Annotated in this window: 21 protein-coding genes and 1 pseudogene; 3 read left to right on the top strand and 19 right to left on the bottom strand. The window is 52.9% G+C overall.

All coding sequences use genetic code 11. The features are described from left to right. The 9 genes from mraY to LOK74_RS05265 all read right to left on the bottom strand — a co-directional run bounded on the left by mraY (position 1) and on the right by LOK74_RS05265 (position 11,419). On the bottom strand, positions 1-966 hold the full coding sequence (mraY, locus tag LOK74_RS05305) for a phospho-N-acetylmuramoyl-pentapeptide-transferase (RefSeq protein WP_230045545.1): 966 nt from the start codon (positions 964-966) through the stop codon (positions 1-3). Between the two features lie 75 nt (positions 967-1,041). Beyond that, on the bottom strand, positions 1,042-2,523 hold the full coding sequence (locus tag LOK74_RS05300) for a UDP-N-acetylmuramoyl-L-alanyl-D-glutamate--2,6-diaminopimelate ligase (protein ID WP_230045544.1): 1,482 nt from the start codon (positions 2,521-2,523) through the stop codon (positions 1,042-1,044). Between the two features lie 119 nt (positions 2,524-2,642). Next, a complete protein-coding gene (locus LOK74_RS05295; RefSeq protein WP_230045543.1) occupies positions 2,643-4,562 on the bottom strand; it encodes a stage V sporulation protein D in 1,920 nt (639 codons plus the stop codon). 197 nt (positions 4,563-4,759) lie between these two features. After that, complete coding sequence (locus LOK74_RS05290) at positions 4,760-7,084, bottom strand: penicillin-binding protein (protein ID WP_230045542.1); 2,325 nt, start codon at positions 7,082-7,084, stop codon at positions 4,760-4,762. 76 nt (positions 7,085-7,160) lie between these two features. Continuing rightward, on the bottom strand, positions 7,161-7,559 hold the full coding sequence (locus LOK74_RS05285) for a septum formation initiator family protein (RefSeq protein ID WP_230045541.1): 399 nt from the start codon (positions 7,557-7,559) through the stop codon (positions 7,161-7,163). A gap of 73 nt (positions 7,560-7,632) precedes the next feature. Next, positions 7,633-8,565, bottom strand: coding sequence for a 16S rRNA (cytosine(1402)-N(4))-methyltransferase RsmH (gene rsmH / locus LOK74_RS05280; RefSeq protein WP_230045540.1), 933 nt, complete (start codon positions 8,563-8,565; stop codon positions 7,633-7,635). 19 nt (positions 8,566-8,584) lie between these two features. After that, on the bottom strand, positions 8,585-9,016 hold the full coding sequence (mraZ, locus tag LOK74_RS05275; RefSeq protein WP_230045539.1) for a division/cell wall cluster transcriptional repressor MraZ: 432 nt from the start codon (positions 9,014-9,016) through the stop codon (positions 8,585-8,587). 150 nt (positions 9,017-9,166) lie between these two features. Further along, positions 9,167-10,426, bottom strand: a complete 1,260-nt coding sequence (locus tag LOK74_RS05270; RefSeq protein WP_230045538.1) for an adenosylhomocysteinase — start codon at positions 10,424-10,426, stop codon at positions 9,167-9,169. Positions 10,427-10,513: 87 nt separating this feature from the next. Next, a complete protein-coding gene (locus LOK74_RS05265; protein ID WP_230045537.1) occupies positions 10,514-11,419 on the bottom strand; it encodes a LysR family transcriptional regulator in 906 nt (301 codons plus the stop codon). A gap of 117 nt (positions 11,420-11,536) precedes the next feature. Between LOK74_RS05265 and LOK74_RS05260 the strand changes: the two are divergent. Beyond that, a pseudogene (locus LOK74_RS05260) lies at positions 11,537-12,810 on the top strand (APC family permease). Positions 12,811-13,077: 267 nt separating this feature from the next. On the opposite strand, the gene bshC reads toward LOK74_RS05260, so the two are convergent. The 4 genes from bshC to LOK74_RS05240 all read right to left on the bottom strand — a co-directional run bounded on the left by bshC (position 13,078) and on the right by LOK74_RS05240 (position 16,779). After that, complete coding sequence (gene bshC, locus LOK74_RS05255; protein ID WP_230045536.1) at positions 13,078-14,709, bottom strand: bacillithiol biosynthesis cysteine-adding enzyme BshC; 1,632 nt, start codon at positions 14,707-14,709, stop codon at positions 13,078-13,080. Positions 14,710-14,827: 118 nt separating this feature from the next. Then, positions 14,828-15,385: a helix-turn-helix domain-containing protein gene (locus tag LOK74_RS05250; RefSeq protein WP_230045535.1), complete on the bottom strand. Its 558-nt coding sequence runs from the start codon at positions 15,383-15,385 to the stop codon at positions 14,828-14,830. Positions 15,386-15,455: 70 nt separating this feature from the next. Then, entirely contained in the window at positions 15,456-15,842 is a 387-nt protein-coding gene (locus LOK74_RS05245; RefSeq protein WP_230045534.1) for a DUF3397 domain-containing protein, read from the bottom strand. After that, positions 15,826-16,779 carry a ketopantoate reductase family protein gene (locus LOK74_RS05240; RefSeq protein WP_230045533.1) on the bottom strand — a complete coding sequence of 318 codons (954 nt, stop codon included), beginning with the start codon at positions 16,777-16,779 and terminating at the stop codon, positions 15,826-15,828. The genes LOK74_RS05245 and LOK74_RS05240 overlap by 17 nt, the downstream gene beginning before the upstream one ends. Positions 16,780-17,043: 264 nt before the next feature. Between LOK74_RS05240 and LOK74_RS05235 the strand changes: the two genes are divergently transcribed. Beyond that, complete coding sequence (locus LOK74_RS05235; RefSeq protein ID WP_230045532.1) at positions 17,044-18,489, top strand: IS1182 family transposase; 1,446 nt, start codon at positions 17,044-17,046, stop codon at positions 18,487-18,489. A gap of 51 nt (positions 18,490-18,540) precedes the next feature. Here the strand turns inward: LOK74_RS05235 and LOK74_RS05230 are convergent, their stop codons facing one another. From LOK74_RS05230 to LOK74_RS05220, 3 genes are read right to left on the bottom strand one after another with little or no spacing between them, the layout of a single operon-like run. Further along, on the bottom strand, positions 18,541-19,500 hold the full coding sequence (locus tag LOK74_RS05230; protein ID WP_277613423.1) for a glycine betaine ABC transporter substrate-binding protein: 960 nt from the start codon (positions 19,498-19,500) through the stop codon (positions 18,541-18,543). After that, entirely contained in the window at positions 19,497-20,291 is a 795-nt protein-coding gene (locus LOK74_RS05225; RefSeq protein WP_230046912.1) for an ABC transporter permease, read from the bottom strand. The genes LOK74_RS05230 and LOK74_RS05225 overlap by 4 nt, the downstream gene beginning before the upstream one ends. A gap of 52 nt (positions 20,292-20,343) precedes the next feature. Continuing rightward, positions 20,344-21,627, bottom strand: a complete 1,284-nt coding sequence (locus LOK74_RS05220) for a quaternary amine ABC transporter ATP-binding protein (RefSeq protein ID WP_230045531.1) — start codon at positions 21,625-21,627, stop codon at positions 20,344-20,346. Between the two features lie 245 nt (positions 21,628-21,872). On the opposite strand from LOK74_RS05220, the gene LOK74_RS05215 reads away from it, so the two are divergent. Then, a complete protein-coding gene (locus LOK74_RS05215; RefSeq protein ID WP_230045530.1) occupies positions 21,873-22,433 on the top strand; it encodes a GbsR/MarR family transcriptional regulator in 561 nt (186 codons plus the stop codon). Between the two features lie 66 nt (positions 22,434-22,499). Here the strand turns inward: LOK74_RS05215 and LOK74_RS05210 are convergent, their stop codons facing one another. Genes LOK74_RS05210 through LOK74_RS05200 form a run of 3 tightly spaced genes read right to left on the bottom strand, consistent with a single transcriptional unit; the run spans position 22,500 to position 25,745 of the window. Then, positions 22,500-24,038: an acyl-CoA carboxylase subunit beta gene (locus LOK74_RS05210; protein ID WP_230045529.1), complete on the bottom strand. Its 1,539-nt coding sequence runs from the start codon at positions 24,036-24,038 to the stop codon at positions 22,500-22,502. A gap of 13 nt (positions 24,039-24,051) precedes the next feature. Further along, on the bottom strand, positions 24,052-24,825 hold the full coding sequence (locus LOK74_RS05205; RefSeq protein WP_230045528.1) for an enoyl-CoA hydratase: 774 nt from the start codon (positions 24,823-24,825) through the stop codon (positions 24,052-24,054). Further along, entirely contained in the window at positions 24,822-25,745 is a 924-nt protein-coding gene (locus LOK74_RS05200) for a hydroxymethylglutaryl-CoA lyase (protein ID WP_230045527.1), read from the bottom strand. Before LOK74_RS05200 ends, LOK74_RS05205 begins: the two co-directional genes overlap by 4 nt. Between the last annotated feature and the right edge of the window lie 33 nt (positions 25,746-25,778).

Genomic DNA, 25,778 nt, shown 5'->3' with positions numbered 1-25,778 from the left:
TCAGCGTAGCACCTCCAGATAAACCCCCACACCGGCAAAAACCATGCCCACCAACCAGAACGTAACGACTACCCGCCACTCCGACCATCCCGTCAGCTCAAAGTGATGATGCAGAGGACTCATCCGAAAGATACGCTTTCCTCTGGTCTTGAACGATATCACCTGCATGATCACTGACAGTGTCTCCACTACAAAGACACCGCCAATAATCGCGAGCAGCAGTTCCGTCTTGGTCATAATCGCAATTCCGGCCAAAGCACCGCCCAAGGCTAGCGAGCCGGTGTCTCCCATGAACACGCGGGCTGGATGGGCGTTGAAAACGAGAAAACCAAGCACTGCTCCCACCACAGCCGCACTGAAGATGGCAGTATCGGGCATGCTCGACAGCCAGGCAATGATCGCATACGCACCAAAGGCAATCGCCCCGGTACCGGCGAGCAGTCCGTCAAGTCCGTCCGTAATATTGACAGCATTAGTCGTTCCCACCAGCAGAAAGAGCAAAAACGGGAAATAAAACCAGCCCAGTTCAATGTCCCAAGGTGTGCCGGGGAACTGCAGCGTTGTGTCGTGTCCCATGTACAACAGCAGGTAATAAGCAAGGACTGCCAAGATTCCTTGGCCCAAAAACTTTTGCCTCGCCGTCAGGCCAAGATTACGCTTTTTGCTGATTTTAATAAAATCATCCAAGAAACCAATAAGTCCGTAACCAAGCGTCACCAACAGCAAAAACAGCACTTCCACCGTCGTATTGGCGAACTTGAGCACCGTAAAAACCAATGCCAGGATAATGATGGTACCACCCATTGTCGGAGTGCCGGCTTTTTTGTGGTGGGATTCAGGCCCTTCTTGGCGGATGCTCTGCCCGAACTTAAGCCGGCGAAGAGCAGGAATGAATAACGGACCAATCAGTACGGCGATTAAAAATGAGGCGATGATCGTAATAAATAGTACATTGTCAAACGGCATGCTCCCACCCTCCTTTCCTCGACGTCGTACTCCGTGAATCCTGCCTTTCTATCAAGCCTAGGCTGGGCTGCCAGACTAACAGGTACGCTCACGAATTGCTTCCCGCGCAACGATGCGATCATCGAACGGATGATTGACGCCTTTAATCGTCTGATATGTCTCGTGGCCTTTGCCGGCGATCAGGATCACATCATGTTCCCGGGCCTCGCGGACGGCGTGGCGAATCGCTTCGCGCCGGTCTGCTTCCAAAACGTAACGGCTCTCAGCAATATCGGTCAGCCCTGCCGCCATGTCGGCGAGAATCGCATGGGGATCCTCGGAACGAGGGTTATCTGAAGTTAAGACGCTGATGTCAGCATATTTTGTTGCAATCCGGGCCATAATTGGGCGTTTGCTCCTATCCCGGTCACCGCCGCACCCGATGATGCAGAAAACTCTGCCACGGGCAAACTCGCGAACCGTTTGCAGGGCATTTTCCAAGCTGTCCGGCGTATGGGAATAATCCACAATGACAGTAAAAGGCTGCCCATCGTCTACGGGTTCAAAGCGGCCGTCCACGCCTCGGACGTCTTCCAAGCTTTTTTTGATTGCGCTGAGAGGTACTCCTTCGGGAAGCGTAGCAGCAATCGCGGCCAGTGCATTGTACACATTAAACTTGCCGATCAGACGGAGATTCAGTTCCTCCGCACCAGCATACGTGTCAACCGTAAACGAGGTCCCCCGGCTGGTGATGCGAATATCTTTGGCCCGTACCGCAGCCTGCTGCTCAATACCGTAGGTAAGAACCCGCGCCGCCGTGACCCGGGCCAAAAAAGTGGAAGCAGGATCGTCCACATTCAATACCGCTGTTTTCATCCGCTGCGGGTCATAACTGTTGCCCAACTGCGCAAAAAGCAGCGACTTTGCAAGCCGATAGTTTTCCATCGTCTGATGGTAGTCGAGATGATCCTGGGTCAAGTTGGTAAATACGGCGGTGTGAAAGTTGCATCCGTGCACACGACCGATGTCAAGTGCATGCGAGGAGACTTCCATGATCCCGTACTCGGTATCCACATCGCGCATCCTGCGAAAACTGCGCTGCAGTTCAAGGATGTCAGGCGTGGTGTTCTTTATCTCCTCGTATTCTTCTCCAATTCGCATGTGTATGGTTCCGATCAATCCGGTATGCTTCTTCTGGTCTCGCAAAATCTTGTCGATCAAATGGGTGGTTGTCGTTTTCCCGTTGGTTCCGGTCACCCCAATCAACTTCAACTCATGCGTAGGCGAACCGTAAAAACGGTCGGCGAGGATAGCCATTGCCCGGCGTGTGTCGGGGACGATGGCGACTGTTCCTGCCTCGACCCCAGCCACTTCCCGCTCTGCCAGGACCGCGACTGCACCACGCTCCACCGCTTCGGCTGCGTATGTATGTCCATCAACAGTGAATCCGCTCAGACAGATGAACAGGTCACCTGGCTTTACGCGTCGTGAATCCGCAGTCAGTCCGGTGATCTCCAACTGTTGCTTCCCATGCAGGGAGACGACTAGCAGTGGAGCGAGCAAATCCTTGAGCAGCATGACAATGGCACCCCATCTTTCTCAAGTCTAGTATAGACGAATCACGCCTGTTTTTAAAACTGGCAGAAGAGAGCGTGCAGCAGATCGGCAACGCTTCTCTCCGAAACACCATTGTATAGCTAATTAACCATTTTGTCACCAAGGTATACGCGAATTTTTGATCCCTCTTCCACTTTGCTGCCCGGCTCGGGAGACTGTTTGATCACGTGAGTGCCGTATCCCGCCACCTCTAGCGGCATCGTATAGTAAGATGCTGTAATCTCGCGCATGGTCATCCCGGTCAGATCGGGCACTTCCACATATTTTTTGTCCCCGTATTTGTATTCCCGCTCAATCTGGTTGCTCCGCTTCGGCACTTCCAGATACGGCAGGGACGATTCCAGTATGTTGCGTACTATCGGTGCGGCAATCAGCCCTCCAAACGCGGTTGCTTTCGGATTGTCTATGGCGACATAGACGAGGATCTTGGGATCGTCGGCAGGGGCAAAGCCGATGAAGGAGACAATGTATTCTCCTTGTGAATATTTCCCATCTTTTACCTTTTGCGCTGTGCCCGTTTTGCCGCCGACCCGGTAGCCGTCGATAAAGGCGTTCCGTCCTGTTCCCCTGGCCACCACGCTTTCCAGAGCATACCGCACTTTTTCTGAGGTCTCCGGCTTGATCACCTGTCGTACCAGTGTAGGTTCAACACGACCGACAACATCCTGGGTAATGCTGCTCCGCCACTCTTTGGCAATATACGGTTTGTAGAGCTTGCCGCCATTGATCGCTGCGGCAACTGCTGCCATCTGCTGAATCGGGGTAACCGATACCCCCTGTCCGAATGAGGTGGTTCCAAGTTCTACCGGACCAACCCGATCCAACTTAAACAGCAGTCCGGTCGACTCCCCGAGCAAATCAATGCCCGTCTTTTTGCCGAACCCAAATTTATGAATATAGTCAAATAAGGTTTCTTTGCCCAAACGCTGGCCCATGGTGACAAATCCCGGGTTGCAGGAATTCTCCACTACCTCAAGCATGGTCTCCTGGCCGTGCCCTGACCGTTTCCAGCAGCGCAGGCGTGCGCCAGCTACGGTTATGTAACCCGGATCGTGAAATGTCTCGTTTAGGCTAACCACTCCTTCGTTGAGGGCAGCGGCAAGGGTGACAATCTTGAAGGTGGAGCCCGGCTCGTACGTTTTCCAGATCGGCAAATTCCGATTGTAGATCTCGCTCGGATACTCCTGGTATCTGCTGGGATCAAAAGTGGGGCGGCTACTCATCCCCAAAATCTCTCCTGTGTTCGGATCCATCGCAATAGCCAGCGCATCAGCTGGCTGATAGCTGATCATCGCCTGATCCAACTCCCGCTCGAGGAAGGTCTGGATCGTACTGTCGATCGTCAGGTACATGTCCATACCGTCAATTGGCGGGACGTATTTTTCCGGTTCACCCGGCATCGTTCTGCCCCCGGCATCAGCGGGAAACGAGACGTAGCCTGGCGTCCCCTGTAAAAACTCATGGTAGACCCGCTCTAAGCCAATCAACCCTTGGTTGTCAATTCCTGTAAAACCGAGAATATGGGCGGCAAGCGAACCATGGGGGTAAAACCGCTTCGTATCCTCGGCGACCTCAATGCCGGGAAGGCCCAACTTTTGAACCTCCCGCGCTTTCTCTGCCGATATCTTTCGTCCACCGGGGACGCGGTTAATCATCTGCCGTTTGGTAATCGCCTCATAAATCTCTTGCTCCGATCTGCCGAGAACGACTGCCAGTTTTTTGGCCGTCTCACGCGGGTCCGTGATCTGGGCTGGGATGGCCAATACGGACGGCACGCTGATGTTTTCCACCAGCACATTGCCATTCCTGTCCAGGATCTGGCCTCGCTTGGCTTCAAAAGGGATATCGCGTTTCCAAAGATCGTTTGCCTTGTCAAGCAGCCATTGTCCCTGGACAATCTGGATATAACCCAAACGGGTGATCAGAGACGCATAGAGAATGATGCCGACCACCAGTGCGAGAAAGATGCGGCGCCGCACGGTGACACTGGAAACCCGCACTAGCACACCCTCCCTTGTGAGAACATGAACAAGTATCTCAAATAGTTTGTCTCTTTTACCCTATTCGGGGTCGGGATGGGTTAGAACTACCGATGCTGACGGGTTTCGACGCTGTCCTATGAGATGATCGCGCTTCTATTGGGACGGGATGAGACGGTCATCACCGCCCGCTATCGTTTTCCGCGCTCTGCCCTGGGTCATTGCCAGTCTCTTTTTTCCCCGGAATCGACTGACGCCGTCTCACTGTCGGAAGCCCCCGCAGATGTCTGGGCAATCTCGGTTTCTTCGCCATCATTCGCGTCATTCTCTTCTCCCGTTGCGGGTCCTGGCGGGCCAGAAGCAGGGACCAGCGTGACAAATAATTCCTGCTGGCCTGACAGTACGGTACCTGGCTTGATGCTCTGTTCGGTGACAAATCCGCTCCCCGCAACGGATACCTGCAATCCGGTGTGGGCAGCAAACTCCATCACCTCACGCAGCGACTCGCCCGTAAAGTCGGGCATCCGCACACCTTCTACGCGATCCGTCACCAACGTCACTTTGCTGTTGGGCAGCACCTTTTCAAAAGCACCTGGTGACTGACTGACAATCTTGGTACCCGTCCCGATCGTCTCTGCCTGAAATCCCGCTTCCTGCGCTTTCTGTTTGGCCACGGAGGCAGCCATCCCGACAAAGTTGGGCAGTACCTCCTCTTTTACGATCGGTGCTGCCTTTGATTCGGTCAGTTCAGGCTGCTGCTGCAAGTAGAGAAGGCTGCTTTCCATTACCGATTTGAATACGGGTGCGACGACGTAACGCCCCAACTCCTCGTATTTTGCTTCCGGTTCGTCAATCACAACGTAAACCAGAAGGCGCGGATCATCCTTTGGAGCAAATCCGATAAACGAGGCGATATAGCTGCCCGGTAAGATCTCACCCGTTTTGGGATCGTATTTCTGGGCTGTCCCCGTCTTCCCGGCCACCCGGTAGCCTTCAACCTTGAACTCCTTTCCGGTGCCATGCTCCCCGGTGACGACGGTTTCCAGAATATCACGCACCTGCTTGCTGGTCTCCTCTGACACGACGCGGCGCACTACTTCTCGTTGATTGCGCTGCACCACCTGCCCCGTATGAGGATCGCGCAGCTCTTTGACGATCTGCGGCTTTAACAACTCGCCACCATTGGCAATTGCCCCAACGGCCGCTACCTGTTGAATCGCAGTGACCGCCACCCCTTGTCCAAAGGTGGTCACCGCTACGTCGCGCGGCGAGTTGGGATGCAGCAGGTCGCGCATAATCCCTTCTTCTTCGCCTGGGAGTTCAATCCCCGTCTCTTGCCCGATCCCGAATCGCTTGAAATACTCATACAGCCGCTTCTGCTGCAGTCGTTCATACCCAAGAATGACGAAGGCCACGTTACTGGAACGCTGGACGCCCTCCAGAAAGCTGATTCTGCCCCAACCTTGCCCGTTGTTGTGGTCGTTGATCGGTTTGCCGGGCACTTTGGTGTAGGAACCTGACTGGTAATCCTCTTCAGGATGAAACAGCCCCTCTTCGATCGCCGCCGCCAGCGTAATGATCTTAAACGTGGAACCAGGTTCAAAGTTCATACTGATGCTGTAGTTGAGATGGTTCTGAATCTTTCCGTAATCATTGGGATCAAACTGCGGCCGAGTGGCCATCGCCAGGATTTCGCCACTTTGGGGATCAGACACAATCACCGTCGCGCGCTTCGGGTTATACTGCTCGACGGTCTTATCAAGAGCCTGCTCGACATAATCCTGGATCTGCTGATCAAGGGTGAGAACGACATTTTTACCGTCCTTGGCCGGTTTGTACTTCCGCTCACCCTGCGGCAGCGGATAGCCGGCCGCATCCTGGATCACCTGAAGTTCGCCCTTCTCCCCGCGCAGCACAGGGTCAAACTGCAGTTCAATCCCCATCATCGCTGTATCGTCATAGTTCAAATAGCCCAACACATGGGCTGCAAAGTCATTGTTGGGATAGTAGCGGCGGGTCGTCTCGTGCAGCACGATACCAGGCAGTTGGTTCACTTCAGAACGCTTGCCGTCGGGCCCGATCGGGTACTGTAGATTGTAGATCTCCTCTTTCTGTTCTTCGGTTATTTTTTTGGAGTTGGCGCCTAGCTCGGTTACGTTCACATCATCGGCGGTCAGGTATTTAACCAGTTTTTCTACCGGCACGTCGAGAATTGGCGCCAGCTTTAAGGCCGTGTCGTAGGGATCTTTAACGTAATTATCGTTCATCCACCATGGGGGCTCTTCCCCTTTTTGCTTTAACTGAGCCTCCACCTTATACGCTTTCCCCTCATAGGCCAGCACATGACCGTTGCGATCAAGGATGGACCCGCGCCGCGGCTGCAAGATTCGCTCTCTTTCCCACTGTTTTTTTCCCTTCTCCATAATCCACGCGGCGTCGACGGACTGGATCCACCAGAGACGTCCGATCAAGCCGGAAAACAGCAAAAGGAGACTAATCCCCAGACATAGGGTTCGTATGTTAAGCCGCTGTTTCGTCTCCATCCGCCTTCACCTCTTTGATCCAGATTCTGTTTACGCGAAAAGAAAAACGTTACCCCGACAACCAGGCGTAACGCGGTTATTCCTTTTGGGCGAGCTGATCTTTCTGTCCCGGCTCTGCTGCGCCGATGACGTGAACCGATTCGGCCGGAGACATTCCCATCGCTTTTGCCTCCTGTTCGATCCGTTCCCGATTGCTCATCTGCTCGATTTTCAACAACAGGTCAGCGTTCTCTCCCTGGAGTCTGGCCATCTCGTTCTTGGTCGCCTGAATCTGGTAGTTGTACTCGGAGATCTGGATGTATCTGAGACCGACAAATCCAACGCCCGCAACCAGCACCATAATCAAGAACAAGTACAGCAGTTTTTCCCCAGTGGGAATTGCCGAGCGGATCACGATCGTCTTTTTCTTCTTCACCACAGATGATCGAGACTTGTCAACGTCAACAGCCAGATTTCCTCGGTAATAATAGGCCATGATACTCCTCCTTTCCACACCGCTTTAGCGCAGGCGGACATTCTTCACACGGAAGGCAACGATTCCTGAAAGGTTACAATTTCTCTGCAACGCGCAGTTTGGCCGATCTTGCCCGCGGATTTTCGCTCAACTCCGCTTCCGATGGCGTGATCGGCTTGCGTGTGACGATCTGTAGCGTCGGCTGATGACCGCATGCACACTGCGGAAACGAAGGGGGGCAGATGCACCCTTTGGCGTGCTCCTGAAACATCTGCTTGCAGATCCGATCTTCCAGCGAGTGAAAGGTAATCACACTGATCCGTCCGCTGGGACGAAGCAATTCAATCGCTTGCTGCAAACTTTCTTTAAACGCTCCTAGTTCGTCGTTGACGGCGATCCGCAGCGCCTGAAACGTGCGTTTGGCCGGGTGCGGACCAGTGCGTCGGGCAGGAGACGGGATCGCCTCTTTGATAATCTCGACTAACTGTCCGGTGGTTTCGATCGGTGCCTGCTTGCGGTGGATCTCGATTTGCCGGGCAATCCGGCGAGAGAACTTCTCCTCGCCATACTCCCAGATCAATCTGGCAATCTCCGCTTCCTCCCACTGATTGACAATATCATAAGCCGAAAGCGGCGCCTCCCGGTCCATCCGCATGTCCAGTTCGGCATCGGCGTTATAGCTGAAGCCTCTTTCCGCTTCATCCAACTGGGGGGATGAGACACCGAGATCGTACAGGACACCGTCCACCTGTTGGAGCCCTTGTTCGCTCACAACTTCCCGCAACTGACGAAAGTTGCTTTTGACCAGTGTGACGTTTTCCCCGTAGGCTGACAGACGCTGCCGGGCATTTTCCAGCGCAGCGTCATCCTGATCAATCGCGATCAGCCGACCATCAGGGCCCAATCGCGAGGCGATCAGACTGCTGTGTCCTGCCCCACCCAGTGTACAGTCGACGTATACGCCATCCGGTCGTACGGCTAGTCCGTCAACCGCTTCTTGTTTTAATACTGTGATATGATGAAACAATTCGCTGGAACCTCCCGCTCTACAGGTCGAAATCGACCAGCTTTTCGGCGATCTCGCCAAACGAACTCTCAGATTCGGCAAAGTACTGCTCCCACAGCTCTTTGCTCCAGACCTCAACCCGGCTGGATACGCCGATCACCACACAGTCCTTGGCCAATTGGGCGTGCTCCCGCAGATTGGCAGGTATATTTACCCTTCCCTGCTTGTCCCACTCGCATTCAGTGGCACCGGAAAAGAAGAAACGGGTAAACGCACGCGCATCCGCCTTGGTGAAGGGGAGGCTTTTTAGCTTCTCTTCGATGACTTTCCATTCATTCATGGGATAGATGAACAAACACTTGTCCAAACCGCGGGTCATCACAAAGGAGGTGCCGAGTCCATCGCGGAACTTGGCGGGAATGGTTAAGCGGCCTTTGTCGTCGATGCTGTGCTGATATTCACCCATGAACATGCCGCTTCCCCCACTTTCCTCCCGTTATCCTCCACTTTCCCCCACTTTTCCCCACTCAAACTTCTATTTGCTATTATAAAAAAAATCCTGCTTTTTGTAAGCAGGATTTTTTCCGCATCTTTCCTTGCGATCTGGCAGCAGTTTCGCTGATTATTCGACCCAGCTTTCCAGATACTCTTTTTGTTCGGCGGTCAGGCTGTCGATTTTGATCCCGAGCGCTTCCAGTTTGTAGCGGGCAACCGACTCGTCCAGTTCGTACGGCACGTTCAGTACTTTTTTCCCGATCTGTTGGTAGTTTTTGTTCACATATTCCAATGCCACTGCCTGCAGGGCAAAGGTCATGTCCATGATCTCTGCCGGGTGCCCGTCCCCTGCGGCAAGATTGACCAGACGTCCCTCAGCCAGCAGGTAGATTTTGCGTCCGTCCTCCATCTGGAACTCTTCAATATCTTTGCGAACGACGCGTTTTGCTGTCGAGAGAGCTTCCAACTCTACTTTGTTCACTTCGACATCGAAGTGACCAGCATTTGACAGGATTGCGCCATCTTTCATCACCGCGAAGTGCTCTTTGCGAATCACGTCACGATTTCCTGTCACCGTGACGAAGTAGTCACCGTGTTTGGCCGCTTCGCTCATCGGCATCACTTCAAAACCGTCCATGTACGCCTCTACTGCTTTGATCGCGTCCACTTCGGTGACGATTACCTTGGCGCCGAGACCTTTGGCGCGCATCGCCACACCTTTTCCGCACCAACCGTAACCGGTGACAACGACGGTTTTACCCGCCACTACCAGGTTGGTCGTACGATTGATCCCATCCCAGACAGATTGGCCGGTGCCGTAACGATTGTCGAACAAATATTTGCAGAAAGCGTCATTGACAGCTACCATCGGGAACTCCAGCTTACCCTCGTTTTCCAGTGCTTTCAAACGGAGGATACCAGTCGTTGTCTCTTCCGCGCCGCCGCGAACCTGCGGGAGCAGATCACGTTTTTCACTATGTAAAATCGTGACCAAATCGCCGCCATCGTCGATGATCAGATCCGGACGTGTCTCCAGCGTTTTCAGCAGGTGACTCTTGTACTCCTCAGGCGCAGGGTTGTATTTCGCATAGACGCGAATCCCGTCTTCCACCAGTGCCGCACAGACGTCGTCTTGGGTAGACAGCGGGTTGGAGCCGGTAATCGTTACTTCCGCTCCTCCTGCCTGAATCACCTTGGCCAGGTAGGCCGTTTTTGCTTCCAAATGCAGAGAGATGGCCACTTTCAGGCCAGCAAACGGCTGTTCTTTCTCGAACCGTTCGCGGATCCGGTTGAGCACGGGCATGTGCTCTTTTACCCAATCGATTTTCAGGTGTCCATTGTGGGCCAGACCGATATCCTTAATGATGCTTTCTGCTACTGCATTCATCCGTTTTCCTCCTTCATATACATGCTCATCCCATATCTTAACACATGGTTGTTTATGCTTCACCTATTTTGTGGCACTTTGACGCTTCTATACCGCAGCCGCTCCGTTCTGGTCGGCATCTGCCAAGAGTAGTTGAAAAAAGTGATGGACTGCCCGCGGTATCCACTTCTTTTTGTGATAGACCAGTTGCCGGAACACACGGATATCGGGGTGTTCAAACGGCAGGACGCTCAACGCCCCCTTGTCCACTTCCTCCTGCACCGCTATGCGAGGCAAGTGAGCGATGCCCAGCCCGTAAGCCACACACTGTTTGATCGCTTCCAGGCTCCCGAATTCCAGTGATGTCTCCAGTACGGTATCAGTATCCCGCAGCACATTTTCCATCATCGTCCGGTAACTGCAGCCCGATTCAGTTACAATCAGGGTCTCCCCTGCCAAATCTTGCGGCAGTACACGCTCGGCACAAGCAAGACGGTGGTCAGGAGGAGCAATCAGCACCAGTTCCTCCTCCTGCAGCGGGATGATCTCCAGATCAGGATGGGTTTGCAACTCGTCGAGGATGATCGCAAAGTCGTAACTCCCCTCTTTCACGCCCTGACGCAAATCGCTGCAGATGCCAGGCCGAAGCAGCAGTTTGGTCTCCGGATACTGGCGGCGAAAGGTCTGCACATAGGGTGGCAGGTAAAAGGCAGCCAGCGACTCCACTGTACCAATCGTCGTCGTTGCCGGTATATGCGCGCTCTCAGCCAGACAGGCTTTTGCCTCCTCAAGCAGCGCTAATACTTGATCAGCATAGCGCAGCAATTGTTCTCCTGCCGGAGTAAGCCTGATTTTACGGCCCCGTCGTTCAAACAATTCGACTTGAAACTTGTTCTCCAGATTCTGGATATGGGCTGTTACACTGGACTGGGCATATCCCAACGCCTCGGCCGCTCGGCTGAAGTTCTGCCATTTGGCTACTTCACGGAAGGTTAAAAAGAGCTGCGTGTCCATTCCTCTTCCCTCTTTTCTATCGAAAATACCGATTGTTGTTATTCAAAATTATAGCTGTAACCGATCGTTCTGTCTATGTTACACTTGGCTCACCAACGAGGGAAAAGAGGAAAGGCTATGACAACGACTTCAAAACCAACTGCCTGGAAAGAAACGCTATCACTGCCGCAAATCGTCACCCTGTACATCGGTGCCGTCCTTGGATCAGGCATCTTGTTAATTCCAGGGCTCGCTGCTGATATCGCCGGTCCCGCTTCGATCATCGCCTGGTCGGCCATGTCTCTGCTCGTCCTGCCGATGGCGATCACAATGGGACTGCTGGCCGCCCATCACCCTCATGCCGGGGGGTATCTCACTTTGTCCGGCTGGCCTACGGCGATGGGCCGGCCAATGCGGTGGGCTGGTTCTTTTTGCTCTCTGTGCCGGTCGGCGCTCCGATCGTGGCCGTAACCGGCGCCAACTATCTCACCGTCCCGCTTGGCTATGATCCATCGCAGACCTACGTCATCGCTTCACTGATCCTGCTTGCGGTACTGGTGATGAACGTATTCGGCATGCAGGTGGCAGGTAAAGTGCAGACACTGGTCGTCTCACTGATCTTGGCGATTCTGCTGGTGGCTGTCGCTGCTTCGCTTCCCCATTTCTCAGTGAACAATCTGACTCCGTTTGCACCGCACGGCTGGCTCAGTGTAGGGAAAGCAGCCGGACTGCTGTTTTGGTGTTTTATCGGATGGGAAGCAGTGACTCATCTCTCGCAGGAGTTTGTCGACCCCAAGCGAAACGCGATTCGCGGTGTCATCTGGAGTGCCGGCATCATCGCCCTGCTGTACTTCGCCGTGGCGGTTATGACCGTCGGTACCGGCAGTTACGGAAGTGGTATATCAGAGGCTTCGCTCAGTGCGATGGTCCAATTGTCGCTTGGTCCGATCGGCAGTTGGCTTGTCGGTGTTGCCGCACTGTTTATCTGCATCGCTACAGCCAATGCCTATATTAGTGCCGCAGCCCGCACCGCATACGCACTGGCGCAGGCCAACTTTGCTCCAAAGTGGTTTGGGATCCTTCATTCCAGGTATGGCACGCCCATCGGCGGCCTTGGCTTCCTTGCCCTGTGTTTCGCAGTCGTCTTGCTCGTCCTGGTAACAGAGACGCTTACTCTCGCTCAATTGATCGAACTTCCCAATGCGACGTTCTTTGCTACTTATCTCGGTGGATGTTTTGCAGGGGTACGCCTGTTGTCAGGCCACAGACAGGGGAAAGCAGCGGCTTGGATATCGCTTGTCGTCACGCTGTTGCTGTATCCCTTTCTCGGCTGGTCGGCTCTTTACCCGGTGGTCGTCATTGTCATGCTTACTTTCTGGCAGAGACGCGTTCATCGGAGGAGTCGGAGATAGGGATTATAATAGCGTTGCGTGCCTTGTCGCTGATCTTGGTTGAATAGGGACATCGACAGTTCTTGCATCCGAATGAAGGAGATCGTACGCCGCATTGGCCAATCTCCTCTACCGTATGTACTCCGCTGCGGATTCCTTCACATACGTGTGGAAGATACGGTGAAAATGATACATCAAGAACCCAACCAGTTTTGCAATACTGTTCCTTTCACAAGAACAAGGGCCACCTATCGTCAGCAAGATAGACGATGAGGTGGCCCTTGTTCTTCATCCTTGGAGGTAGATCAGCTTGTGCGTCGCATCAAATGGCAGGTCAGCATCCACCAGCCGATCAAGCAGATCAAGTCCGTATTTGTTGAGATAGCTGAATACATTGTACGTCCGCTCTTGCAAGGTGCCAAACGGCTGGAGTTCAGCTTCAATCCGCTCTATTCGTTTTACCGATGTCTCATGTTTGGCGAGAATACTGCTCTCTGTCCGCCGCTGCAGGAAACGAACCTGGTCCAACAGGATATTCAGATTTTTGTCAGCCAGCTTGCTAAGCCCTGGATCGATTTGACTCACTTCGTCAACCAGTGGTTGGTACAACTGGGAAATAGAACGCCGGGCTTGCTCAAAGCGTTCGCCAACGCCTATCGGCGGCAACCCGTCTATCCACCGCTGCTTCCATCCCTTTAGGTCACGTAGCGCCTCTTCCGGACTGAGGCCGAACCCTTCAAGGATACGGCTCACAGCTCCATCCAGAAATGTGATCGAGGTCCGGGGCTGCACGACAGGCATCTCGCAGCCAAACTGGCTGAAGTATTCCCGGTAAAACGCCCAGTATGCAACCTCACTGGACCCTCCGATAAAGGCAAGTGTGGGAAACAAACGCTCTTGCATCAAAGGACGAGTGACTACGTTTGCGCTAAACTGATCGGGATATTCCTCAAGCCGTGCCAACAGCTCCTCCCGGCTAAACAGAAGTCGCCCATCCTTGAGAGAAAACTGGTCCCCGCTGCGGTGAAGGGCTTGCCGCTCTCCATTTTCGTAGAGGAAGAGGTGTGCTTGGGTCTCATCCAGTTCCAACTGTGGTGGATAGCCAAGACCTCGAATCTGGGTTTCGGCCGCTCGCAGCACGGCAGCGATCCGTTCATTATTGAGCAGTACGTCCCGGAAAACCGGCTGTTCCAATTCCCGTACAAATGGCAGCGAGGATTCCACCAGAATTAAGCCATGTTTGCCGAACAAGTGCGCCATCAGACGAGCGAACCAGTCGGATAGCGTGTCTGATTGCTCTGCCGCATGCCGTACCAGTTGCCGCAAATCATCCGTGTAGGGAGTTTCTGCGTGCTCGGCAAAAAAAGACTCGGCAAAGCGAATCATCGACTGTCGCTCTACCGGGAGCATACTGGCTGATACCCGGCCGCGTACGGATAACGGCAGTTTCCTTTTCTCCAGACGATCTCCTGCAACAGGAAGGTAGACGTGATTCATCTCGTCCAAATCATGATCTTCTCCCGCGATCCAGAATACAGGAACCACCTCTGTCCCCAGCTTGGCTGTCAAACGACGAGCCGTATGCATCAGGCTGATCGCTTTGTGGACGGTATAGAGCGGCCCCGTCAGCACGCCCGGCTGCTGCCCGCCAATGATCACGTATGTATGAGGTTGTTGCAGTTTTTCTATCGCAGCCATCGCGGCAGAGTGATTGCCGATCCGGCGGTTGTACTCCATAAGCCCGGCGGCAAGTCTGTCACGATGCGGGTACTCCCGCTGCTCAAGCCACGACAAACGCTCCCGGTATGACGAGAGTTGAAATGGCTGGTACGTGAACAAACGCCCTACCTGCGGGTTGCCCGCAAGAAAATCTTCGGTCAGCCGATTGGCGACTGGTAGTGAAATGCTTTCAAATAACATAAGTCTGTTCCTTCCTTCTCCGTCACCTTATAGCATTATAGCACGCTGTCTTTAAACGAAAAACAGAACAACCGGCTGAAATCGGCTGTTCTGCACATTGATAATCAGTGAAAGGATGTTAAAACTGCGGGGGCGTCAGTGCCCACAGGATAACCGCTTCCTCTTCTCCTTCGTTGGCTACCACATGTGGTTGAGAACTGTCGAAGTACAAACTGTCTTCCGGTTCCAGTTGAAATACGTCATCGCCCACATAGACAGATATCTTCCCCTTCATCACGAACAGGCACTCTTCTCCTTCCGCCTGCACAAACTGATCCCGGGTCTGTTCTCCCGGCATCAGCCTTACTTGCATCATCCCCAGCTTTGCTTTGCCACCAGTCGCCAGCAGTGAGTACATGCCGCTGGAGTGAGGAAACAGCAGTTGACGTCGATCTTTCCTGCGGATCAGATGCACGTGCTTCTGGTCGACATCTTCGAAGAAGTGGACCAGCGAGGCTTCCAATGCTCTGGTAATCTTCCACAGCGAATCGAGAGACGGTTGGGAAATCCCCCGCTCCACTTGACTGAGAAGTCCCTTGCTGAGGCCGGTTTTCACTGCAAGAATTTCCAGTGTATACCCCTTTTCCTTGCGGATCGTGCGAATTTTTTGACCAATCGCTTCAATCGGCAGCCGCATCACTTCACCTTCTTTCAACTTTGTTTTGTCAGAGGTGTTGAAGGGATTCCCCCGTTTCGATCAAAACGGATCATCCCACCTGCATCTGTTTCCAGATTCCTGTTGTAAACAACAAGAAGTACGCAAAACACAAAATGACAAATGAAAGTCTCCAAGTGGAGAACCCGATTTTGACAAGGGAAAGCTTTCCGCGCAGGCGGAGCTGCAACCAGCCCAGCAACGAGGCCAATGATAGAAAAAGCAGTACGATCCACCACCATGCCGACACGGCTTGAGGCCATATCTCAGCATAGAAGACAACGACCGCTTCGATCAAAAATATATTGGTTACATTTAACGACCAGTACAGGGACTTCCGTCGGTCTTTGGTCCAAAGACGCAGTACGACATACACCAGTATAAAGCCGAAAAACGGCAAAACAATCATTAGTCCCCACAGATTAGCTAGAATGGTCATCGAAAGCCTCTCTCCTCGCCTGCCGAAGACTCGTTTTCAAGAGGATTGACCGATAAAGCGCCTCATGCGCGGGTACGGCAATCCCGTACCGCTTGCTCGTTCGCATGATATAACCGTTGATTGACTCAATCTCGGTCTGCCTACCGCTCAACAAATCCTGCAGCATCGATGATTGGTTTCGGGAAGTATTTCGGCAAATTGTCAAAATATCCTGCCAATCGACATCTGTGATTTTCAGAGCGACTGCTCGGGCCACTTCAGATGCTTCGTAAAACAACACTCGCATCAGTTCTAGCAGGAACCTGTGCTCTACTAATGCGCCATTTGGCACTTCATAAAGTGCTGTTAGCGGATTGATCAGCGCATTGGCAAGCAGCTTGCGCCACATCACCGGTCGCATCGCCTGCTCATACAAACAGTCAATCCCCGCCACCTGCATCATCCGCATCAACCGACTGATCTGTCGATCCGGTTCACCCGGCCTGTCCATGGGCCCCATCCGCAGCGACCCTTGTCCAGTATGCTCGACGAACGTTGGCGAATGACGCCGCACCCCCTCCGTATTTACAGCAAACAAGAGCTGATCCGGTTTCAACACAGTGGCCAGCAGTTCATCATGCCCCATGCCGTTCTGCAGAGCAACCACGCATGCGGAACGGGGAATCGTTGAGAGGGCGGACAGCAGCTGCGGCAGTGCCGGTTGCTTGACTGCCAGGAAGTAGATATCAGCGGCAGGCAAGCTGCCGGCAAAGGATATCGTCTCAACGCTGATCTCCGCCACTTTACCTGTCAGCATCTGCAGTCTGAACGGTTCCGTGGCCAGCTTGTTCGCCTGCTCTTCCCCGCGTGTCACCAGCTGTACGCGGAGACCCGCAATCGCGAGTCGGCCAGCCAGCAATAATCCCACGGCCCCACCGCCAACGACAACAATCCGCATGGCTGTCCCTCCCTATTGTTTTCGATCGGTGTATCCCATCTTCAGCCCAATAACCGTACAGTTGTTCCCGTTATGTCCAGCATAACAAATCATGGCGCAATTTTGAAGAAAAAGGATGGAAAAGCCCGATGAATGGCAGAGATAAAAAAAGGACGGGATCTACCCGTCCTTTCAGCGTGTAGACAAAGTACCGCAAGGTACAAGGTCTACACGTTTTTTTGTAGAATAATGTATGTGGAAAATAATTGCCAAGAGGTGTCATGTATGCTTTCGAAACAACAGGGCGAAGGCCGTTATCAAGTATCGGTTGTTTCACTGGATGAATTGGTTCCTCGTGATCATTTAGTTCGGAAAATCGAAAAAGCCATTGATTTTTCCTTCATCTACGATTTGGTGAAAGATCGGTATTCTCCGGACAACGGCAGACCCAGTATCGACCCCGTTGTACTCATCAAAATGGTATTTATTCAGTATCTGTTCGGCATTCGCTCCATGCGCCAAACGATTAAAGAAATCGAAACCAATGTCGCTTATCGTTGGTTTTTGGGATACGATTTTACCCAACCAATCCCTCACTTCACCACATTCGGAAAAAACTATGTCCGCCGTTTTCAAGGTACGGACTTGTTTGAACAAATTTTTACTCGCATTCTCGAAGAAGCATGTCGTCATGGCTTTGTTGATCCTTCTGCCCTCTACATCGATTCCACCCACGTCAAGGCCCATGCCAACAAAAGAAAGTACAGCAAGCAGCGGGTTCAGGAAGAGCAAAAGAAGTACCAGCAGCAGCTGCACGATGAACTGAATCAAGACCGCATCGAACATGGAAAAAAGCCGTTGCCAAAAAAGTCGGATACAAAGTGGAAGGAGGTGAAGCAGAGCACGACTGACCCCGACAGCGGATGGTTTGTCAAAAACGAGAAAGAGCAGACATTTGCTTACTCGTTCCATGCCGCAAGTGACGAACATGGCTTTGTCGTGAGCGCGGTCGTTACAGCCGCCAACATCCATGACAGCCAAGTGTTTACCAATGTGTTTGAACAAGCGATTGAAAACGTGGGGAAGCCGAATGCCGTAGCGGTAGATGCCGGATATAAAACCCCATACATAAGCAAATATCTCTTGGACGAAGGCGTTCGTCCTGTTATGCCCTATACCCGCTCTCACACGAAGAAAGGTTTTTTCCGCAAACACGACTATGTGTATGATGAATATTTCGATTGTTCTATCTGTCCTGCCGGACAGGTTTTGTCCTACGAAACGACTACCCGAGAAGGGTACCGCATGTACCGTTCTGATTCTGAGATATGTAGCCATTGTCCCCTTCGCTTCCAATGTACGGAAAGCCGTGAGGCTGTAAAACGTATCAGTCGCCATATATGGGCAGACTATCTGGAAGAAGTGGAACATCTGAGACATACAGAAGTGAATAAACGGCTGTATACACGCCGAAAGGAAACCATTGAGCGTGTATTTGCTAATTTAAAGGAAAAGCATGGTTTGCGTTGGACCACTTTGCGTGGATTGAAAAAAGTGACAATGCAGGCGATGCTCGCTTTTGCTGCTATGAATCTAAAAAAGCTGGCCAATTGGCTCTGGAATAAAGGGAATGGAGGGCGATTTGCCCTTACGGGCACCTTAGTTTTTTGCATATTTCACGACAAACCCCCACTTCTGCTCTGGCAGAGAGGGGGTTTGTCAGCAATCTGAAAGGACGGGATCTACCCGTCCTTTTTGCTTTGCTTCTGGTTTGCTCTTTGCTTATTCTGCTTTCAGATCCTCGATCGAATCGATCTCCATGTAGGCAGGAACGACCAGACCGATTTTTGTGCCGTCCAAGTTGGGACCGAGATCCTCAAACTTGCCTTCGTATTCTTTGTAGTAGTCGGCATGCGTGGTCGGCAGCCATGCAGCCACGATAGCATCCAGATCGCCTTCTGCCACACCAACCCACATCGGTCCAGCTTCCACCTGACTCATCTCTACTTTGTAACCCAGCTTGTCTTCCAACACTGCCTTCACCACGTTGGTGCTGGCAATCTCGGAATCCCACGCCACATAACCAAGGGTAATGGTAGCGCCGTCGACTGGCTCCACGCCTTCAATCCATTTGTTCACTTTCTCTTCATTGTTGGCAATCCAGTCTTTGGCTGCCTGTTGGGGCTCTTTTCCTTCCATGACTTCCACCATCACCGTTTCCATATCGGACGGCTCCCAGGAGAAGTTGTCCAGGAAGGCATGCGCGCTCGGCTGCTCCTCTTTCAAGCCTTTTTTCACGATAGTATGGATTTGCTCGGCTGCACCATAAATCCCTTTCGGGTCTTCCAAGTACTTCAGATCAAACTTGGAAAATTTCCAGTGCGGTGTCCAACCGGTCACGATGATCGGTTTTTTGTCTTCATATGCATCTTTCAGAGCAGCGGTCATGGCCGCACCAGAACCTTCAACCAACTCCCATTTTTCCAAGCCGTATTCTTCAATCACCTTGGCGGTCGATTTCATGAGACCGGCTCCTGGGTCAATCCCGACAATCTTGTAGTCAACCAGCTCGCCAACCGGCTTGGCCTCCGATTGCTGTTCAGCCGCTTCCCCCTGCGAGTTGTTTTCTGACGTCGTGTTGTTGGCGGATGTGTTGGTGGTTTCGGTTCCGTTTCCACAACCAGCCACCAGCAGTACAGCACTTAACAGTGCAAACAGAGAATGTTTCATCGTTTTTTTCAAGATACTCTCCCCCTCGATTCTTTTTGATTTCCTATATATTGGGTAAGCCGATCCAGCATGATTGCCAGGATGACAATGGCCAGTCCGGCTTCGAACCCCTCCCCTATTTTCAGCTGGGTGACAGCTCGATACACGTCTGCTCCAAGTCCTTTTGCCCCGATCATCGAGGCGATGACCACCATCGACAGACTGAGCATGATGCTCTGGTTGATCCCGGCCATGATCGTCGCCTTGGCCATCGGAAGCTGTACCTTCACCAGCTTCTGTCCGCCTGTCGAACCGAATGAATCGGCCGCCTCTACCAGGTCTTTCGGCACCTGGCGAATCCCCAGGTTAGTCAGGCGTATCGTCGGCGGCATGGCAAAGATTACCGACGCGATGACACCTGGTACGGCACCAAGACTAAAAAAGGTGACCGCCGGTATCAGATAGACGAATGCAGGCATCGTCTGCATGAAGTCGAGAACAGGTGTGACGATTTGCTGTGTTCTGTCACTTTTACCGCAGAGAATGCCAAGCGGAATGCCGACAATGATGGATATAAGGGCAGAAGTTAGCACCAGTGCCAGTGTGAACATCGTGTTTTCCCAGTATCCGAGGTTATCGATCAGAAATAGACCGATCAAGGTAAACAGTGCGATGGAACGGGTACTGATCAGCCATGCAATGGCAGTGAAGAGAATTATGTAGACCCAAGACGGAAAGTAGGTTAACCCGAATTCCAGGCCATCAACTGTCGTACCGATGATGGCGCCAATCAGGTCAAACAGCCCTTCCAGCGAGTCCTGCATGCCGTCTACCAATGCGTCAATCCACACATCCAACGGCAGCTTCGGCAATAGACTACCCACTGCGCTTCACCTCCTGAGGCGAAGCAGAGACATCGCTGTCAACCTGTGTTTCGGTATCGCTGTCTTGATTGACTGCCTGAACCTCCATGTTGAATTCTTCTTCGGTCTTCCCCGCGAGACTGCCGAGCACCGCTCCTTTGACCACAACCCCCAGCAGACGGCGGTTTTCTCCCACTACTGCCACCGGGAACTGCGAAAACGCAACGAGGTCAAACATCTCATGCAGTATCCGATTTGGTTCCACAACCAGGACATCCGTTTCCATCACTGTCTCCAAAGAGACCTCTTCTGAATGTGCTTTTTTCACCGCATCAGCCGTTAGTACACCCAGAAGAGATTTCTTCTTGTCTACCACAAACAGGCTGGACACCCCGCGATCCCGCATCATCTGCATGGCCACCCGCGGCCCCTTGTCCAGTGTGATGGTCTCGGCACGCTTCATCACACGCTCAGCGGTAAGTACCTTGGATAGATCGACATCTACGACAAACCGTTCCACGTATTCGTTTGCCGGGTTGGTCAAAATCTCTTCCGGTGTGCCGATTTGTTGGATGGAACCGTCTTTCATCAAAGCGATTCGATCACCTAGTTTCAACGCTTCATCCAAATCGTGCGTAATAAAAACGATCGTTTTCTGCATCGTTTCTTGAAGTTCCAACAATTCATCCTGCATGTCTTTGCGGATCAGCGGGTCGAGTGCGCTGAACGCCTCGTCCATCAGCAGCACGTCAGGGTCGTTGGCCAGTGCTCGCGCCAATCCTACCCGCTGCTGCATACCGCCGCTCAACTGGTCCGGATAGCTGCTTTCCCAGCCTTTCAGACCGACGAGGGCGAGTGCCTCTTTGGCCTTGGTCTGACGGGCTTGTTTCTCAATCCCCTGAACCTCCAGTCCGTACTCCACGTTTTCCAGTACGGTCCGGTGGGGAAACAGGGCAAATCGCTGAAATACCATGCTCAGCTTCTTCCGCCGTACGTTGCGGAGCTGCTCCGGGTTCATCTTGACGATATCTTCCCCATCGATCAAGATACGGCCCGCGGTAGGCTCGATCAGTCGGTTAAACAAGCGTACCAAGGTAGATTTCCCGCTGCCGGACAGACCCATGATCACAAAGATCTCACCGGCCTTTACCTCAAAGCTCGCCTGGTTCACGCCAACCGTCATCCCGGTCTCCTCGACGATTTTTTGTTTGCCCCACCCTTTTTCCAACAACTCAATCGCCTTTTCCGGATGGCGGCCAAAGATTTTGGTCACTGATTCCACTTTTATCTTCGACATGCTTTCACCTCCCATTGGTCGCACCTGATTGATCTGACTATTTGATTGTATCGTGGGCGTTTTTTTTCCTCAAAGCTGGAAATCCGCAATATTTGAACGTATAATACGTTACGAAAAAACTTTACAAACTTTTCATTCCAAATTCTCAGGATTCCTCGTATATGGTTCCCTATCGCTCCATTTACTTCCCGCCTGGGAACGAGTAGAATGTGAAACAGCAATAATGTCAGGAGGGTTGTACCCCCATGAGCACTCATAATGAAACAGCCGTCAGTCAGTATGAACTGATCATCAAGAAGGCTCGTGAACGTGTGATTGAAGCACTTGCAAAAAATATGGATCTTTATGGTATTACGTTATCAATCGGACATTTATACGGTACGATGCTGTTTCAGGACAAGCCCATGACGCTCGATGAGATGGGCGAAGCGATGGGAATGAGTAAAACGAGTATGAGCACTGGCGTCCGCCAGTTGATGGAACAAAAAATGGTCAACAAGGTGTGGATGAAAGGAGCGCGCAAGGATCACTACGAAGTGGACCAGGACTGGTACCAGAACTTCATTGATTACTTTTCAACCAAGTGGCGAAAGGCGATCGATCTGAATGTGCACGCCCTGCGTCGATCCTTAAACGACCTCAGCTCGCTGAAGGAAAAAGAAGACCTCAGTGAAGAGCTGCACCAGTTGGTAGAGACGGATCTGGAAAAGCTGCAAAATGCGCTTGCCTATTACGACTGGCTCTCCCGCCTGATCGATCTGATGGAATCACACGAGATCTTCCAATACGTTCCCAAAAAACAGTAAAGCTGCTGCCTCACCGGGCAGCAGCTTTTTTCATGTCCGTTTATCTACTCCACGCAAACAACGAATCTAGACGGGATATACCGGGTGTTTCCGATCGGAAAAATGCTGCCGTTTGTTTGCATAGGCAGCAAAACGGTTGATCAGTTCACGGCGCAGTTGACTAGGCGGCACAATTCCGTCCACGATCAGCTCGGAAGCGAGCAGGTAAATATCGATATCTTTCTGATACTCACGACGCTTCTCCATGATAAACGCCTGCCGCTCCTGCGAGTCTTCAATCGCCTGGATCTTGTTGCTGTACACGGCATTTACGGCGGCCTCCGGACCCATTACAGCGATCTGAGCAGAGGGCAGTGCCAGACATGCGTCCGGTTCAAATGCGGAACTGGCCATCGCATAGAGACCCGCTCCATATGCTTTTCGCACAATCACCGAAATCTTGGGCACGGTGGCTTCCGCCATCGCGGAGATCATCTTGGCTCCGTGGCGGATAATCCCTGCCCGCTCTACAGCGGTACCGATCATAAATCCGGGTACGTCAGCCAAAAAGAGCAGCGGGATGCGAAAAGCATCACACAGCGTGACAAACCGCGCCGCTTTGTCGGCAGAATCGACAAACAGAACCCCGCCTTTGACCCGCGGCTGGTTGGCCACGATGCCGACCGGCTTTCCGTCGAGGCGAGCAAGCCCGGTGATCAACTCCTGCGCAAACAGTTTTTTCACTTCAAAAAAGGAACCTTCGTCCACCAGCGCTTCGATCAGTTCGTACATGTTGAACGGCGCGTTTTGATTCTCCGGCACGATCTCAGCAATCTCCCTGGCGTTTGCAGCCGACTCTCTTCCTGCTGCAGCAGGTGGCGACTCCTCGTAGTTGCCCGGGAAGTAAGAGAGATAGCTGCGAGCGGCCTCTATAGCCTCCCGTTCGTCAGCAGCCAACACATCACCACAGCCGCTGACCGAACAATGCATCCGCGCACCGCCCAACTCTTCCAATGTCACCTTTTCCCCTATCACCATCTCTGCCATTCGCGGCGAACCGAGGTACATGCTGGCGTTGTGTTCGACCATGATGACGATATCACAAAACGCGGGTATATACGCTCCGCCCGCCGCTGAAGGACCGAACAGGATGCATACTTGTGGAATTTTTCCCGATAGCTTGACCTGATTGTAAAAGATCCGTCCAGCCCCCCGCCGTCCCGGAAACATCTCCAACTGATCGGTTATCCGTGCACCTGCGGAGTCGACCAGGTAAATCAGCGGCACACGCATCTTCTCTGCTGTCTCCTGGATACGGATGATCTTCTCTACGGTTCGCGCACCCCAGGAACCTGCTTTTACCGTAGAATCGTTGGCCATGACACAGACGGTCTGGCCACCTACCCGTCCAATCGCTGTGACTACTCCGTCAGCAGGCAGATCTTCAGCGGTGAAGTTGGCAAACAATCCATCTTCCAACACAAACTCTTCATCATCAAACAAAAGGGCCAACCGGTCACGAACAAACAGCTTGTTCTGCTCCTTGGCTTTCTGATGGTACTTTTCGTCTCCGCCCTTTTTGACCTGGGCGATTCTCTCCTGCAACGTCTGCTCTAGCTGACTCATGTCTGCAACCTCCTCATTCTCCTCGATAGATCGGCTTGCGTTTCTCTCTAAACGCAGCCAGGCCTTCCAGCCGGTCTTTAGTCGGGATCAGAATCTGATAGGCGCTGCTCTCAATCGACAGACCCGTTGTAAGATCCACTTCCATGCCGCAGTCAATCGCGTACTTGGCCTGTGCAAGTGCGATCGGAGCGTTCGCCGCAATCTCATCCGCCAACTCCATTGCCGCGCTCAACAGTTGCTCAGATGGTACCACACGGTTGACGAGCCCGATTTCCAACGCTTCTGCGGCAGTGATGCGACGGGAAGTAAAAATCAGTTCTTTCGCTTTGGCCCTGCCGATCAGACGAGGCAGCCGCTGTGTGCCCCCTGCCCCCGGAATAATCCCAAGAGACGTCTCCGTCAATCCCATCCGTACCGTCTCACTGGCTACACGCAGGTCGCAGGCGAGAGCCAGTTCCGTCCCACCGCCATAGGCGGCACCGTTAAGTGCTGCGATCACCGGCTTTGGCAGTCGCTCCAAGTCGGAAAAGGTGTCGCGAATGGTGCGGATGAACTGCTGCACCTGCTCATCCGTCATCGTGCTTCGCTCTTTCAGATCAGCCCCGGCGCAAAATGACTTTTCTCCCTCTCCAGTAACGATGACAACGCGAATCTCCCGGTCAGCAGCAATCTTTACGATCTGCTCCCGCATCATGAGGAGTGTTTCAAGGTTTAAACAGTTGTGAACCTCTGGACGCTGGATGGTAAGAACGGCAACCTGACCTTCCTTGCGCAGCCCAACTGTCATGACTGGTTTCCCTCCTTTTGCAACGTGCCATCGGCGGCAGCACGGCAGGCTTTCAACATTTTCGAAGGGAGTTCCCGTCCCAACGCCTGCTGAATATAGCTGCCCGCTCCCGCCAGCTTTTCTTGGTCGATCCCTGTCTGATACCCCATACCGGTCAGCATGTAGACCAGGTCTTCGGTGGAGATATTGCCGGCAGCTCCAGGTGCATAAGGACATCCTCCCAATCCGCCAATCGAGCTGTCAAACGTGCGAATTCCTTCGGCGAGGGCAGCCGCTACGTTGGCCAGACCGGTTCCACGGGTATCGTGAAAATGGGCGGCCAAGCGCTCAGTCGTAAATTCTTTCACAAGTACTGAAAAGATCTCATGCACCTGCTTGGGAGTGGCTACACCGATGGTATCCCCTATTGACACTTCGTAGACACCCATCGCCAGCAGCGATTCGGTTACCTTTAGTGTGCTGGTGATGCTGACCTCTCCTTCGTACGGGCAGCCGAAAACAGTGGAAACATAACCGCGGACGCGGATGCCGCTGGCCGAGGCTCGACTGACTACTTCCGCCAGCACAGGTAGCGTTTCCGCGATCGATTTGTTGATGTTCTTTTGGTTGTGCGTCTCGCTTGCCGACATAAATACTGCGATCTCACGCATCCCTGCCTGCGTCGCTCTCTCTAGCCCGCGCAGATTGGGAACCAGTGCGCTGTAGGTGACATCGGACTGCTGCCGGATGCCAGCCAATACCTCCGCTGCGTCAGCCAGTTGGGGAATCCACTTGGGATTGACAAATGAACTTGCCTCGATCCAGCGCAACCCCGCATCTGCCAGTCGCTCAATCAGTCCGATCTTCACCCTGGTGGGTACAATCTGTGATTCGTTTTGCAAACCATCCCGCGGCCCTACTTCATAGATGCGAACCTCCATCTCCGTTCCTCCTCTCCAGCCAAACCTAGCGGG

It is taken from the genome of Brevibacillus humidisoli (assembly GCF_020923435.1).
GTDB classification, from domain to species: Bacteria; Bacillota; Bacilli; order Brevibacillales; family Brevibacillaceae; genus Brevibacillus_E; species Brevibacillus_E humidisoli.
This window is presented reverse-complemented; position numbering and strand designations above follow the sequence as displayed.

Excerpts from the sequence above, each read along its gene's own strand:
- LOK74_RS05215 (WP_230045530.1), top strand. The coding sequence starts at position 21,873 with ATGAGCACTCATAATGAAACAGCCGTCAGTCAGTATGAACTGATCATC.
- LOK74_RS05290 (WP_230045542.1), bottom strand. The coding sequence starts at position 7,084 with ATGGAGACGAAACAGCGGCTTAACATACGAACCCTATGTCTGGGGATT.
- LOK74_RS05240 (WP_230045533.1), bottom strand. The coding sequence starts at position 16,779 with ATGCGGATTGTTGTCGTTGGCGGTGGGGCCGTGGGATTATTGCTGGCT.
- LOK74_RS05285 (WP_230045541.1), bottom strand. The coding sequence starts at position 7,559 with ATGGCCTATTATTACCGAGGAAATCTGGCTGTTGACGTTGACAAGTCT.
- LOK74_RS05210 (WP_230045529.1), bottom strand. The coding sequence starts at position 24,038 with ATGAGTCAGCTAGAGCAGACGTTGCAGGAGAGAATCGCCCAGGTCAAA.
- LOK74_RS05265 (WP_230045537.1), bottom strand. The coding sequence starts at position 11,419 with ATGGACACGCAGCTCTTTTTAACCTTCCGTGAAGTAGCCAAATGGCAG.
- LOK74_RS05235 (WP_230045532.1), top strand. The coding sequence starts at position 17,044 with ATGCTTTCGAAACAACAGGGCGAAGGCCGTTATCAAGTATCGGTTGTT.
- LOK74_RS05270 (WP_230045538.1), bottom strand. The coding sequence starts at position 10,426 with ATGAATGCAGTAGCAGAAAGCATCATTAAGGATATCGGTCTGGCCCAC.
- LOK74_RS05245 (WP_230045534.1), bottom strand. The coding sequence starts at position 15,842 with ATGACCATTCTAGCTAATCTGTGGGGACTAATGATTGTTTTGCCGTTT.
- LOK74_RS05300 (WP_230045544.1), bottom strand. The coding sequence starts at position 2,523 with ATGCTGCTCAAGGATTTGCTCGCTCCACTGCTAGTCGTCTCCCTGCAT.
- LOK74_RS05200 (WP_230045527.1), bottom strand. The coding sequence starts at position 25,745 with ATGGAGGTTCGCATCTATGAAGTAGGGCCGCGGGATGGTTTGCAAAAC.
- LOK74_RS05220 (WP_230045531.1), bottom strand. The coding sequence starts at position 21,627 with ATGTCGAAGATAAAAGTGGAATCAGTGACCAAAATCTTTGGCCGCCAT.
- bshC (WP_230045536.1), bottom strand. The coding sequence starts at position 14,709 with ATGTTATTTGAAAGCATTTCACTACCAGTCGCCAATCGGCTGACCGAA.
- LOK74_RS05205 (WP_230045528.1), bottom strand. The coding sequence starts at position 24,825 with ATGACAGTTGGGCTGCGCAAGGAAGGTCAGGTTGCCGTTCTTACCATC.
- LOK74_RS05225 (WP_230046912.1), bottom strand. The coding sequence starts at position 20,291 with ATGCAGGACTCGCTGGAAGGGCTGTTTGACCTGATTGGCGCCATCATC.
- mraY (WP_230045545.1), bottom strand. The coding sequence starts at position 966 with ATGCCGTTTGACAATGTACTATTTATTACGATCATCGCCTCATTTTTA.
- mraZ (WP_230045539.1), bottom strand. The coding sequence starts at position 9,016 with ATGTTCATGGGTGAATATCAGCACAGCATCGACGACAAAGGCCGCTTA.
- LOK74_RS05250 (WP_230045535.1), bottom strand. The coding sequence starts at position 15,385 with ATGCGGCTGCCGATTGAAGCGATTGGTCAAAAAATTCGCACGATCCGC.